This window comes from Streptomyces sp. NPDC038200 (assembly GCF_055600785.1).
Window position 1 is genome coordinate 1 of the sequence record NZ_JBVJYH010000006.1, and the last position, 12,951, is coordinate 12,951.

The window sequence follows — 12,951 nt, forward strand, 5'->3', positions numbered from 1 at the left end:
ATCTGGCGTTGATTTTTGGCACGCTGTTGAGTTCTCAAGGAACGGTCGCTTCCTTTGTACTCACCCTCTCGGGCTTTCCTCCGGGCTTCCCTTCGTGTTTCCGACTCTATCAGATCTTCATTCGATCCGATTTCCTCGGCGCTTTCCAGGTTCCCGCTTCCGCGTTTCCCTTTCCGGCGGTTCCGACTCTATCAGATCCTTTCGGCGTCTGACTCCCAGTCAGGGGGGTTTGTCTTCCCGGCTGTTGGGCCGTTCCGACGTCTCAAACCTTAGCGGATCCACCCGGCGATTCCCAATCGGACCGCCGAGTCCCTATTCGAATTGAATTCCGGCACGCCGAAATCAACCCGTCCGGGAGATCGTGCTGTGGTGTGAGGGGTGCCGCTCGAGGCGGCTGAGGTGCTACCGAAGAACCGTTACGGCTCCGCGGCAACCCGAAGAACTCTACGGAACGAGCAAGGGCGTGTCAACACCCTGCTGTCAAGATCTTTTCCGGCGGCCGCGCGGCGGCTTCAGTCGAGGTCGCTGAGCCGGCCGCCGGCGTCCGGCTGCGCGTGCTCCACCCTGCGCAGGAGCCGGGTCAGGACCTCGCCGAGCGCCGTGCGCTCCGCGGGAGTGAGGTCCTGGAGGAGGTCCTCCTCGAAGACCGTCGCCAGGCGCATGGCCTCCAGCCACTTCTCTCGTCCCTCCGGGGTCAGCTCCACGATGACGCGGACGCGGTTGGACTCGTCCCTCTCCCGGGTGACCAGACCCTCGGCGACCATGCGGTCGATCCGGTGGGTCATCGCGGCCGGCGTGAGGCCGAGCCGTTTGGCGAGGTCGCTGGGGCCCATGCGGTACGGGGCGCCGGAGAGGACCAGCGCCTTGAGGACCTCCCACTCGGCGTTGCTGATGCCGAGGGCCCCGGTCTGGCGGCCGTACGCGACGTTCATACGGCGGTTCAGCCGGGACAGCGCCGACACGATCTTCTCGACCTGGGGGTCCAGGTCGCGGAACTCGCGCTGGTACGCGGCGATCTGTTCTTCGAGCGTCGGCTCCGTGACTCCGGGGTTGTCGGCCATGGGCGCAGTATCGCACGCGACGCCTTTGCCTTGAAGTCCTTCACTGTGTACTCTTTAGCTTCGAACTTTAGCTTTGAAGTCTTCGGATCTAACTAGTGAGAGAGGTGAACGTGACCAGGGCGATGGGCGCAGCGATGCGCCGGATCCACGTGGGCAACGCACTCAGCGCGTTCGGGCTCGGCTTCACCGTCCCCTACCTGTACGTCTATGTGGCGCAGGTGCGAGGACTGGGAGCCATGACGGCGGGGCTCGTGCTCGCCGTCTTCGCCGTGGCCGCGCTGATCGTGCTGCCGTTCGCCGGCCGGGCGATCGTGCGGCGCGGCCCGCTGCCGGTCCTGCTCGCCGCCCTGATGACCGCTGCGCTGGGTGCGCTGAGCCTCGGTCTGGCGGGCGGTGCCGCGTCCGTGCTCGTGTCGGCGGCGGCGCTCGGTGCCGGGCAGGCCGTGATGCAGCCCGCGCTGGCGACGATGATCGTGGACTGCTCCTCGGCGGACACCCGCTCGCGCGCCTTCGCGACGCAGTTCTTCCTGCAGAACCTGGGCCTGGGTGTCGGTGGCCTCATCGGCGGCCATCTCGTCGACACCACGCGCGTGTCCTCGTTCACCCTGCTGTTCGCGATCGAGGCGGCGATGTTCCTGCTGCTGGTCGTGGTGATGGCGACCGTGCGGATGCCGCACTCGCCGCGCGTGGAGGGCGCTCCCGCGCCGTCGGCCAAGGGCGGCTGGAAGCAGCTGCTCGGGAACCGGGCCATGGTGCAGCTGTGCGTGCTGGGCTTCGTGCTCTTCTTCGCCTGCTACGGACAGTTCGAGTCCGGGCTGAGCGCCTACGGCGTGGAGGCGGCCGGGATATCCACGTCCGCCCTGGGTACGGCGCTGGCCGCGAACACCCTGATGATCGTGGTCGCCCAGTTCGCCGTGCTGAAGCTCGTGGAGCGGCGCCGGCGGTCCCGGGTCATCGCCGCGGTGGGTCTGATCTGGTCCGTGGCGTGGCTGGCCGCCGGGTACGCGGGGCTGGGGCACGGCAGCCAGGAGATGGCCACGGCCGCGTTCGTGTCGACGTACGCGCTGTTCGGGCTGGGCGAGGCGATGCTGTCGCCGACGGTCGCCCCGCTGGTCGCCGATCTGGCGCCGGAGGGCATGGCCGGGCAGTACAACTCGGCGTTCGCGCTGGTCAAGCAGCTGGCACTGGCGGTCGGTCCGGCGGTGGGCGGCCCTCTGGGCGCCTCGCTGCACGGGCCGTACATCGTGACCTTCCTGCTGTTCTCGCTGGGGATCACCTATCTGGCGCTGCGGCTGGGCCGGCGGCTCACCCCCGTTCAGGACCGGCCGTGGCTGGCGCGCGGGACCCGGGTGGTCACGCGCGGTGGGGCGACCACGCCGTCCGTGGCCGCGGAGGCCTGATCCGGTGGACCGTCACGGCCGTCACCTTCGGGTGGCGGCCGTCGTCGTGTCCGGGGCTCCGTGCTCCTGCCGGGGCACCGTGTTCCTGCCGGGGCGGTGACCGGTCAGTGCTTCGGCTTCGGCAGGACGAACTCGCACCACACCGCCTTGCCGCCGCCCGGGGTGCGCCGGCTGCCCCAGCTGGAGGCGATCGTCGCCACGATGGCGATGCCCCGGCCCGATTCGTCGCCGGGCTCGGCCCGGCGGCGTCTGGGCAGGTGGTCGTCGCCGTCGGTGACCTCGACGATGAGGCGGCGGTCGGTGCGGCGGAGTCTGAGCCGCATGGGCGGGGTGCCGTGCTGGAGGCTGTTGGCGACCAGTTCGCTGGTGGCGAGGACGCCGAGGTCGTGCAGTTCGGCGGGGAACCGCCAGCTGGTGAGGACGCCGGAGGCGAAGGCACGCGCGCGTGGGGCGGCCTCGACACCGCCGAGGAGTTCGAGGGCGGCGTTGCGGAAGAGGTCGCCGTCGGGGCCGGTACGCGCCGGGTGCTGGAGGACGAGGACGGCGACGTCGTCGTCGTGGTCGGCGGTGACGCCGGCCGAGCGGACCAGGCGGTCGCAGACGACCTGCGGGGTGCCGGTGGCGCCGGCGAGGGCGCCTTCGAGCGCGGCGATGCTCTCGTCCAGGTCCGCGTCCCGGCGCTCGACCAGGCCGTCGGTGTAGAGGACGGCGGTGGCTCCGGGGCCGAGGGCGATGGAACCGGAGGCGTGCATCCAGCCGCCGGTGCCGAGCGGAGGGCCGGTGGGTTCGTCGGCGCGGGAGACCGTGCCGTTCTCGTCGCGGACCAGGATCGGCAGATGGCCGGCGGACGCGTACACCAGGCGGCCCTCGTTCGGGTCGTGGACGGCGTAGACGCAGGTGGCGATCTGGTTGGCGTCGATCTCGGCGGCCAGGCCGTCGAGGAGCTGGAGCACCTCGTGCGGAGGCAGGTCGAGGCGGGCGTAGGCGCGGACGGCCGTGCGGAGCTGGCCCATGACGGCGGCGGCACGCACCCCGCGGCCCATGACGTCGCCGATGACGAGGGCGGTCCGGCCGCCGCCGAGGGTGATCACGTCGTACCAGTCGCCGCCGACCGCGGCCTCGGTGCCGCCGGGCTGGTAGGTGGCGGCGATGCGCAGGTCGTCGGGCTGCTCCAGTTCCTGCGGGAGCAGGGAGCGCTGGAGGGTGACGGCCGTCTCGCGCTGGCGGCGCTCGCTGGCGCGCAGCCGCTCGGCCGCCTCGGCGTGGTCGGTGACGTCGGTGGCGAAGACCAGTACACCGGCGTCGCGGTCGCCGCCCTCGGCGACGGGGGTGCAGGTGAACGTGTACGAGCGGCCGTCCACGGCCTTGCGGGACTTCAGCGTGCGGGGCTTGCCGCTGCGCAGCACCTGGTCCAGCAGCGGGAGCAGGCCCAGTTCGGCGAGTTCGGGCAGTGCCTCGCGGGCGGCCGTGCCGGTGGCGCGGGCGCCGAAAGCGGCCGTGTAGGCGTCGTTGACGTAGGCGATGCGGTGGTCGGGGCCGTGCACGAGGGCGACGAGGGCCGGGACGCGGTCCAGGACGTCACGTGCGGGCAGTTCGTCGACGGCGGGCACGGGTGTCTTGTCGTCGGCGGGCTGTTCGGCACGGGCCGCGGGCACGGAGCCTTCCCCCCGCCGGTCCGGGGAGACCGGGGTCTCGGTCCGCGCGGCGGCGCGGCGCTGCGTTCCGGGGAGCCGGGCGCTCCAGCGCGTGAAGTTCACTGTGGGGAAAGCCTCGTGTGTGCGGTGGGCGGGCGGGAGGCCCGTCCGAGGACGTGGGGCAGTCTGGCAGGGAGTGGGCCGCGGCGACATCCGTCAGACGCCTCGGCGGTCCACGGAGTTCCTGGGTCCGGTCAGGACGACCCCTTCGGGTCGTCGGAGGGGCTGTGAGGAGGCTTTCCCCCGGCCGCCAGTTCGAACTCCGCTCGGGGATGTTCGAGTGAACCGAGCGAGACGATCTCCCGTTTGAAGAGTCCGGCGAGGGTCCATTCGGCGAGCACCCGGGCCTTGCGGTTGAAGGTGGGCATCCGGCTGAGGTGGTACACGCGGTGCATGAACCAGGCAGGGTAGCCCTTCAGCTTGCGTCCGTAGACCTGGGCGACGCCTTTGTGCAGGCCGAGGGAGGCGACGGAACCGACGTACGCGTGCGCGTACGTCCGGAGGGGCTCGCCGCGCAGGGAGCGGACGATGTTGTCGCCGAGGACCCTGGCCTGGCGGACCGCGTGCTGGGCGTTGGGGGCGGTCTCGGTGCCGGGTTCGGCGGCCGTGACGTCGGGTACGGCGGCGGCGTCGCCGGCGGCCCAGGCGTGCTCGGTGCCGTCGATGGTCAGCCGTTCCGTGCAGCGGAGCCGGCCGCGGTCGGTGCGCGGCAGGTCGGTGGCGGCGAGCAGCGGGTGGGGTTTGACCCCGGCCGTCCACACGAGCGTACGGGTGGGGAAGCGCTGGCCGTCGCTGAGCACGGCGACACGGTCGGCGCAGGACTCCAGGCGGGTGTCCAGCAGCACCTGGATGTTGCGGCGGCGCAGCTCGGTCACGGTGTAGCGGCCCATTTCCGGGCCGACCTCCGGCAGGATGCGGTCGCTTGCCTCCACGAGGATCCACTTCATGTCCTCGGGGCGGAGGTTGTGGTAGTACCGCGCGGCGTACCGGGCCATGTCCTCCAGTTCGCCGAGGGCCTCGACGCCCGCGTACCCGCCGCCGACGAAGACGAAGGTGAGGGCGGCGTCACGGATCGCGGGATCGCGGGTGGAGGACGCGATGTCCATCTGCTCGATGACGTGGTTGCGCAGGCCGATGGCCTCTTCCACGGTCTTGAACCCGATGCCGTACTCGGCGAGGCCGGGGATGGGCAGGGTGCGGGAGACCGAGCCCGGGGCGAGGACGAGTTCGTCGTAGCCGAAGAGTTCGGACGCACCGCCCTCCTCGGCGGTGGCGAGCGTGCTGACGGCGGCGGTGCGCACCGCGTGGTCGATGGAGGTCACCTCGCCGACGACGACGTGGCACCGGTCCAGGACGCGGCGCAGCGGCACCACGACATGGCGCGGGGAGATCGATCCCGCGGCGGCCTCCGGAAGGAACGGCTGATACGTCATGTAGGGGTCGGGAGTGACGACAGTGATGTCGACCTCGCCCCTTCTCAGCTCGGCCTTCAGCTTCCGCTGGAGGCGCAGGGCCGTGTACATCCCGACGTAGCCGCCGCCGACAACCAGAATGCGCGCACGTTCCTTCACCATCCCATGACGCACCCGGCGCTGTGGTTTGTCCACAGCCCCGGCAATTTGTGTGACCGGCGGCCGGGTGTGCGCAGGGCCGGCCGGGGTGCCCGTGCGGGACGAAAGGGGGCAGGTCAGCGGGGGCGGGCGACAGGGCACGAAGAGTGCCAATCGGGACGTACACGCCCCGTACTCCGATCGGGGGGCGCACTGTGCGGAACCTGCCCCTTCTGAATTGACTGCCTCTCAACTATGTTCGTGTGTCGACGGGGTGTAGGGAATGTGGTCGAGCGGGCCCGCGACGGGCGGTCCCGGTCGGGACCGATGCCGCTTCCGCGCACTTCGCAATCAGGGGAGAGTCTCCGGGGGGAGACGTCATTACCGGGGGAAACACATGCATGTTCAGGACACGCATTGGGCACCTGCAGCCGCCATCGCGTCCGGTGGCAAAGCGATGAGCACGGCGGCGGGGGGCGGACGCGCGGACGCGTCCCGTACGACTCCGCTGCGCGTGGACGCACAGCGCAATCTCGAACACGTGCTGCGTGCGGCGCGTGAGGTGTTCGGCGAGCTGGGCTACGGCGCGCCGATGGAGGACGTGGCGCGGCGCGCCCGGGTCGGGGTCGGCACGGTGTACCGGCGCTTCCCGAGCAAGGACGTGCTGGTCCGGCGGATCGCGGAGGAGGAGACGGCACGGCTGACCGAGCAGGCGCGGGCGGCGCTCGGGCAGGAGGACGAACCGTGGTCGGCGCTGTCCCGGTTCCTGCGGACGTCGGTCGCGTCGGGGGCGGGGCGGTTGCTGCCGCCGCAGGTGCTGCGGGTCGGCTCCGCGGAGCCGGGCGAGTCGGGCGGTGCGGGGGACCCGGTCGGGTCCGTCGGCTCGGCGTACTCGGCCGTCGCCGCCGTCGCCGCCGAGACGGCACGGGTGCCTCAGCAGCGGCTTCAGCCCGCGGGCGGTGAGCTGCGACTGGTGGCGGACGGGGCCGGGTTGGCGGCGGACGACGCCGGGGCCGGGGCGCTGCTCGACGTGGTCGGGCAGTTGGTGGAGCGGGCTCGGGCGGCGGGTGAGCTGCGGGCGGATGTGTCCGTGGCCGACGTGCTGCTGGTGATCGCCACGGCGGCGCCGTCGCTGCCGGATGCGGCGCAGCAGGCGGCGGCTTCGGCGCGGTTGCTGGAGATTCTGCTGGAGGGGCTTCGGTCTCGGCCGGCGTAGTTCGGCGGGCCGCTCGCCTCGGCTTCGCCTTCGGCGGGATGCGTTTTCCACCCGCACCACCCGTGCGGCTTGCACGGTCGGGTGCGGGTGGCCCTCGCGGGGCGCGTCCGCCGTCGGCGAGTGCGGGTGTGCGGTCGAGTGCGCGTGGTCCGCGCGGGGGCGCGTCCGCCGTCGGCGGGTGCGGGTGTGCGGTCGGGGGCCAGCGGTGACCGTGGAGCGAGTCGGGCTTGGACGGTCGGGTGCGCGTGGTGTCCGTGGGGCGCGTCCGGTGGCGGGGGGGCGGGTGGCTCTTCGGGTGTTCGAGGGGTGTTCGGGGGGCGTCGGTGCAAGTCCGCTCGGATGAGTGGACGGGATGTGCACGAGGCCCTCGGCGTAACGGCGTTGTGGCACTCTGAGCCGGTGACGGGTTGGGCTCGGCCGGTGTCGGGGGCTTTGCGCGATGGGCGTTGACGGGTGGGACGGGTCACGCGGTGACGACGGGGACGCGGAGACTCACGGTCTGACCTCCCCCCACGTACCGCAACAAGGTGGGCGCCCGGCTTCCTCCGGCACGGCAGGCGCGGCAGGCACGGGTCGTGAGAACAGCGTTCCGGCTCAGCGTGAGGGAAGTGCGCTGCCGCCGCCCCGTGAGACGGCGCCCGCCGACGGTGAACTGATCGGGCGGATGCGCGGCGGTGACGACTCCGCGTACGAGGAGCTGTACCGGCGGCACGCCGACGCGGTGCGGCGGTACGCGCGGACCTGCTGCCGGGACGGGCACACCGCCGACGATCTCACCGCCGAGGTGTTCGCGCGGATGCTCCAGGCGGTGCGGGGAGGGTCCGGGCCCGAACACGCCGTGCGGGCCTATCTGCTGACCTCGGTGCGGCGTGTCGCGGCGCACTGGACCAGGTCGGCCCGGCGCGAACAGCTCGTCGACGACTTCGCCGTCTTCGCCCAGCAGACCGCGCGGGCCGCGGAGCCGTCCGAGGACGACACCCTCGGACTGGGCGCCGACGTGCGCGCCCTGCACGAGGCCGAGCAGTCCATGGCCATGCAGGCGTTCCGCTCGCTGCCCGAGCGCTGGCAGGCCGTGCTGTGGCACACCGAGGTGGAGGACGAGTCCCCGAGCGATGTCGCCGTGCTGTTCGGGCTGGACGCCAACGGCACCCGGGTGCTCGCCAGCCGTGCGCGCGAAGGGCTGAAGCAGGCCTACCTCCAGGCGCATGTCAGCGCCGGCCTCGCCCATGACGAGGAGTGCGCCCGCTACGCCGACCAGCTGGGCACCTACGCCCGCCGCAAGCTGCGGATCCGGGCCGAGCGGGGCCTGCGCAAGCACCTGGACGAGTGCGCGCGGTGCCGGCTGGCGGCGGCGCAGATCGAAGAGGTCGCGAGCGGTATCCCCGGTGTCGTCCCGGTCGCCGTCATCGGCTGGTTCGGGGCCGCCGGGTACGCCAAGGCGCTCGGGATCGTGGCCGGCAGTGCCGGGGCCGCCGGGGCCGCGGCCGGAGCCGCCGCCACGGCCACCGGTGCGGGCGGCGCCGCGGCCACCGGTGTGGGCGGTGGTGCGGCCACCGGTGCGGGCGGTGGTGCGGCCACCGGTGCGGGCGGTGGTGCGGGCGGCACGGGTGGAGCCGCGGTCTCCGAGGGGCTCGGGGCGCCGGTGAAGGCCGGTATCGCGGCCGGTGTGGTCGCGGTGGCCGTCGCCGCGGTCGCGCTGGCCCTGGTGAACGACGGCCGTCCGGCGCAGGAGACCGCCAAGCCGCCGCCGTCCGCGCCGGCCGTACGGCCCGGAACGCCGGTGCCCGCGACGCCGACGCACGAGCCCCCGCACACGCCCCCGCGCACCCCTCCGCACAAGCCCGCCCCGGCGCCCGTGGTGCACGCGCCCGGACCGGCCCCGACGCCCACCCCGACACCCCCGCCGAGGCCGACTCCCACGCCCACCCCGACGCCGACCCCCGCGCCCACGCCTCCTCCCACCGCCGCTCCCGGCCCGGCACCGAAGCCGAAGCCCAGCCCGCCGCCGACGCCGGCGCCCGCCGTGTACGAGCTGAGCGAACTGCGCTACGACGCCGGCGGCGACGGCACCGAGCCGGAGATCGCCCTCGGCGAGAGCAGCTGGGTGTGGCAGCGGTACGGCATGTCGATCGGCGGCCGGCCGTACGCGCACGGGGTCACCGTGCACGGCGAGTCCTCCGTCACCGTCCACCTCAACCGGCAGTGCGGCGCGTACGACGCACTGGCCGGCGTGGACGACATGACGCTCGGCCTCGGCAAGGTCACCTTCGCCGTCTACGCCGACGGAGTCCCGCTGTGGCGGTCCGGCACGGTCGAGGGCCGCGACCGTGCCGTCCCCGTCCATGTGGACCTCACCGGGCGCTCGACCGTACGGCTCGTGGTGGAGCCGCGCGGCAGCGGCTTGAACCGGGCGGCGCTCGCGGACTGGGCGGAGTCCCGGTTCACCTGCCGGTAGCCGGCAGGCCCTGGCGGTCCGCGACGGCCGCCGTGGCGTCCAGCTCCCGCAGGATGTCCGCCACCCCGTACGCCGCTCCCCGCGCGCACTCGGTGGCGTAGCGGTCGGCGGGGAGGGTGGCGAGGGCACGGGCGTGGACCCGGGCGGCCTCGCCGCGCTCCGGCTCGGACCGCGGGCTTCCGTCGCGCCATCGGTCCGCGGCGGCGAACAGCCGCAGCGCACCCGGCAGTTCGCCGTGCCGGGCCAGCAGGCCCGCCCCCACGTCCACCAGACCGGCGGTGATCACCTCGGCGCACCGGTGGTCCACGGCCTCGCGCAGGGCGGCCGCCAGGATCCGCACCCCGTGCGCCGGGCCCGACTCGTCGGCCGCGAGCAGTGCCTCGACCGCCCGCCGGGCCGCCACGAACTGGGGCGGCGGGGTGCCGTCCCGTACTTCCGCGCAGGTCGCCTCGTACAGCTCGCGGGCGCGGGCGGGCTGCCCGTCGCACAGGGCGATGTGGGCACGCAGCAGCAGTGCGAAGGCCCGGGATTCCGGCACCGCGTAGTGGACCGAGGCCGTGTCCGCCTCGTCCAGGGCGATCAGCGCGGTCTCCTGGTCGCCGGAGCGGTAGGAGATCTCGGCGAGCCGGACCATCAGGAACGGCGCCTCGGCGTACGCGCCCACCTCGTAGGCGAGGCGCAGCGCCTCCTCGTACTCGCCGCGGGCGTCGGTGAACCGGCCGCGCGCCATGGCCGCCTCGCCGGCCGCGCTGCACACCTGCGCCCGCATCCAGCGGTCGCCGACCCGCCGGCAGAGCATGCGCAGCTCGGCCAGGTCCTCGTCCACGCCCTGAAGGTTTCCCGGCGAGTCGACGGTGATGTGGGCCCGGTACATCAGGGCGACGGCGATCTCCCAGTCACCGCCGTGTGCACGGGCGTTGGCGACGGACCTCGTCATGTCCGGGCGGACCTCCGCCGGGCCGCCCAGGTAGTAGGCGGTCAGCGGCCAGAGGATGCCGGGGAACCGGGCGGCCCGGGGCCCGCCGCACTCGTAGGCCGCCCGTACCCGCGCGAGGTACTCCACGGCCCGCTCGTCGGCCACGAGGTCCTCCGCACCCGACTCGGAGGTCAGGAAGAGGTCGAGCATGCGCAGGTCCGTCCGCAGCTCGTGCAGCGCACGGGGGGTCCGGCCGTCGGGCTCGGCGAGGAAGGCGCCCACCGGGTCGGCGGACTCCACCCGGGCCATCAGCTCGTCGGCCGGCGCGCCCGCGGGCAGGGTGTCCAGGGCGACGCCCAGGCGGAGCACCAGCCGGGTCCGGGTCACGGCCTCCTGGCGGTGGTTGCGCAGCCACCAGAACCAGCCGATGGCCAGGACGACGGCGCCGGCCTCCGTCTCGTCGCCCGCGAGGACCGCGCGGTCCAGGGCCGCGCGGATGTTGTCCAGCTCGGTCTCCAGGCGGGAGATCCAGGGGAGCTGGGCCGCCGACCGCAGCTGTGGTTCGGCCTCCTCCACCAGCGACCGCACCCACGCGCGGTGCCGTCGTTCGGCCGCCGCGCGCAGGCCGGGGACCTCGGCCGCGCGTTCGGTGGCGTACTCGTGGATGGTCTCCAGCATGCGGTAGCGCATGCCGGAGCGGGTGCCGGTGCCGTCCGGGGCGTACGGGGCGGCGACCACGAGGGACTTGTCGACCAGTGCGCCGATCAGGGCCGTCGCCGGGCGGGTGCACACGGCCTCGGCCGCCGCGAGGTCCCAGCCGCCGGCGAACACCGACACCTCGCGCAGTACGGTCCGCTCCTCCTCGTCCAGCAGTTCCCAGGACCAGTCGACGACCGCGCGCAGGGTCTGCTGGCGGGGCAGGACCGTGCGGCTTCCGGAGGTGAGCAGGCGGAAGCGGTCGTCCAGACGGTCGGCGATCTGCCTCGGGGTCAGCAGCCTGAGCCGGGCCGCGGCCAGCTCGATGGCGAGCGGCAGGCCGTCCAGGCGGCGGCAGATCTCCGCCACGGCCGCGGTGTCGCCGAGCACGGCGCCGGCGTCGGGGCGGACGGCTTCGGCGCGCTCGGCGAAGAGGCGGTGCGCCTGCTCCGGGACGAGGGGCTCGACCGGGCGCACCGACTCGCCGGGGACGCCCAGGGGTTCACGGCTGGTCGCGAGGATCGTGAGCCCGGGGCAGCGGGTGAGGAGGGTCTCGGCGAGGGCGGCCGCCGCGCCGATGACGTGCTCGCAGTTGTCGAGGATCAGGAGTTGGCTGCGCGGGGCGCAGTACTCGATCAGCAGGGCCGTGGGGTCGGCCTGCGGGGTCGCCAGCTCGTTGCTCAGCAGGACGGTCTCGCGCAGGCCGAGCGCGCTGACCACCGCGCCGGGCACCGCCTCCGGATGGTCGAGGGGGGCCAGCTCGACCAGCCAGGCCGTGGGCAGGCCGGTGGCGGCCTCCTCGGCCAGGCGGGTCTTTCCGGAGCCGCCTGGTCCGGTGAGCGTGACGAGGCGGGCCCTGTCGAGGTCGGAACGGATGGCCTGGAGTTCCGGTTCCCGTCCGACGAACGAGGTCAGGCGGGGGCGGAGATTACCGGTGCGCTCGGGGGGCTGGGCGGGCGGCGGCGGTACGGGGGCCGCCGGGTGGCCGGGCTCCGGTGCCTGCTCCTGTCGCAGCAACGCCGCGTGCAGGCACTGGAGTTCCGGGCCGGGGTCGGTGCCGAGGGTGTCGGCGAGGGTGCGGCGGGCGGACTCGTAGGCGGCGAGGGCGTCGGCCGGGCGGCCGGTGTCCCGCAGGGCGCGGATGAGCAGGACGTGGAGGGGCTCGTCGTACGGGTGGGCGGCGGTCAGTTCCCGCAGCTCCGGTACGGCCTCCCGGGCGCGGCCGAGGGCGAGGGCGGCGGCGGCGCGGGCGCGGGTCGCTTCCAGCCGCAGGGCCTCGGGGCGGGTGGCGGCGGCGCGGTCGGGGAGGTCGGCGAGAGCCGGGCCGTACCAGAGCGACAGGGCCTCGGTGAGGGTGCGGTGGGCGGTGGCCGGGTCGCCGGCGGTGAGGGCGGTGGTGCCGGTGCGGGTGAGTCGTTCGAAGACGTGGAGGTCCACGTCGCCCTCGGTCGCCTCCAGGCGGTAGCCGCCCGGGGTGGAGGCGATGGTGTGCCTGCCGAGGGTGCGGCGGAGGCGGCCGACGAGGGCCTGGAGGGCGGCGGGGGCGTCCTGGGGCGGGTCGTCCGCCCAGATCTCGTCGATGAGGGTGCCGGGGGTCGTGGTGCGGCCGGGGCGGAGGGCGAGGGCGGCGAGGAGCGTGCGCAGGCGCTGGCCGCCGATGGGTACGGGGGTGCCCTGGTCGTCTGCTGCTTGGGTTACGCCCAGGATTCTGTACCGCACCCCGTCATTGTCGCGGCGGGCCGGGAACGAGGCACGGGGGTTTTCGAACGGCCGCGTTCGGAACCGGCACTCCCGGGCCACGAGGCGCGCGCCTCGCCTTGCGGCGACTGGCCCGCACCCGCACTCCCGGACCAGGGCCCACCCCATCTCCCCCAGGGGCGCGGGGAACTGCGCGACCAGCCACCGCGGGCCCGCAGCCACACACGGACCGGCGCCACCCCCACGGCGCGCGGGAGCGACAACC

Annotated in this window: 8 protein-coding genes; 4 read left to right on the forward strand and 4 right to left on the reverse strand. The window is 73.8% G+C overall.

Translation table 11 applies throughout. From position 1 onward, the window contains the following. Positions 1 to 212 (forward strand): hypothetical protein (locus ACZ7KF_RS14395; protein ID WP_471073427.1); only part of this gene is annotated, 212 nt, incomplete at its 5' end. Between the two features lie 300 nt (positions 213 to 512). Here the strand turns inward: ACZ7KF_RS14395 and ACZ7KF_RS14400 are convergent. Next, positions 513 to 1,061: a MarR family winged helix-turn-helix transcriptional regulator gene (locus tag ACZ7KF_RS14400; RefSeq protein WP_471073430.1), complete on the reverse strand. Its 549-nt coding sequence runs from the start codon at positions 1,059 to 1,061 to the stop codon at positions 513 to 515. A gap of 134 nt (positions 1,062 to 1,195) precedes the next feature. Between ACZ7KF_RS14400 and ACZ7KF_RS14405 the strand changes: the two genes are divergently transcribed. After that, positions 1,196 to 2,461: an MFS transporter gene (locus ACZ7KF_RS14405; protein ID WP_471074448.1), complete on the forward strand. Its 1,266-nt coding sequence runs from the start codon at positions 1,196 to 1,198 to the stop codon at positions 2,459 to 2,461. A 104-nt stretch (positions 2,462 to 2,565) separates the two neighbouring features. Here ACZ7KF_RS14405 and ACZ7KF_RS14410 read toward each other — a convergent pair whose 3' ends face one another. Next, positions 2,566 to 4,218 carry an ATP-binding SpoIIE family protein phosphatase gene (locus ACZ7KF_RS14410; RefSeq protein ID WP_471073433.1) on the reverse strand — a complete coding sequence of 551 codons (1,653 nt, stop codon included), beginning with the start codon at positions 4,216 to 4,218 and terminating at the stop codon, positions 2,566 to 2,568. Between the two features lie 131 nt (positions 4,219 to 4,349). After that, positions 4,350 to 5,729 (reverse strand): NAD(P)/FAD-dependent oxidoreductase, encoded by a 1,380-nt coding sequence (locus ACZ7KF_RS14415; protein WP_471073436.1) that lies wholly within the window; start codon positions 5,727 to 5,729, stop codon positions 4,350 to 4,352. Between the two features lie 373 nt (positions 5,730 to 6,102). Here ACZ7KF_RS14415 and ACZ7KF_RS14420 point away from each other — a divergent pair, with 373 nt between their 5' ends. Together ACZ7KF_RS14420 and ACZ7KF_RS14425 are read left to right on the forward strand one after the other, a co-directional pair. Further along, positions 6,103 to 6,921 carry a TetR/AcrR family transcriptional regulator gene (locus tag ACZ7KF_RS14420; RefSeq protein WP_471073439.1) on the forward strand — a complete coding sequence of 273 codons (819 nt, stop codon included), beginning with the start codon at positions 6,103 to 6,105 and terminating at the stop codon, positions 6,919 to 6,921. A 439-nt stretch (positions 6,922 to 7,360) separates the two neighbouring features. Next, on the forward strand, positions 7,361 to 9,376 hold the full coding sequence (locus ACZ7KF_RS14425; protein WP_471073442.1) for a sigma-70 family RNA polymerase sigma factor: 2,016 nt from the start codon (positions 7,361 to 7,363) through the stop codon (positions 9,374 to 9,376). Here ACZ7KF_RS14425 and ACZ7KF_RS14430 read toward each other — a convergent pair. Then, positions 9,363 to 12,707 carry an AfsR/SARP family transcriptional regulator gene (locus ACZ7KF_RS14430; RefSeq protein WP_471073445.1) on the reverse strand — a complete coding sequence of 1,115 codons (3,345 nt, stop codon included), beginning with the start codon at positions 12,705 to 12,707 and terminating at the stop codon, positions 9,363 to 9,365. The genes ACZ7KF_RS14425 and ACZ7KF_RS14430 overlap by 14 nt on opposite strands. Positions 12,708 to 12,951: the final 244 nt, after the last annotated feature.

Excerpts from the sequence above, each read along its gene's own strand:
- ACZ7KF_RS14400 (WP_471073430.1), bottom strand. The coding sequence starts at position 1,061 with ATGGCCGACAACCCCGGAGTCACGGAGCCGACGCTCGAAGAACAGATC.
- ACZ7KF_RS14405 (WP_471074448.1), top strand. The coding sequence starts at position 1,196 with ATGCGCCGGATCCACGTGGGCAACGCACTCAGCGCGTTCGGGCTCGGC.
- ACZ7KF_RS14415 (WP_471073436.1), bottom strand. The coding sequence starts at position 5,729 with ATGGTGAAGGAACGTGCGCGCATTCTGGTTGTCGGCGGCGGCTACGTC.
- ACZ7KF_RS14420 (WP_471073439.1), top strand. The coding sequence starts at position 6,103 with ATGCATGTTCAGGACACGCATTGGGCACCTGCAGCCGCCATCGCGTCC.
- ACZ7KF_RS14425 (WP_471073442.1), top strand. The coding sequence starts at position 7,361 with ATGGGCGTTGACGGGTGGGACGGGTCACGCGGTGACGACGGGGACGCG.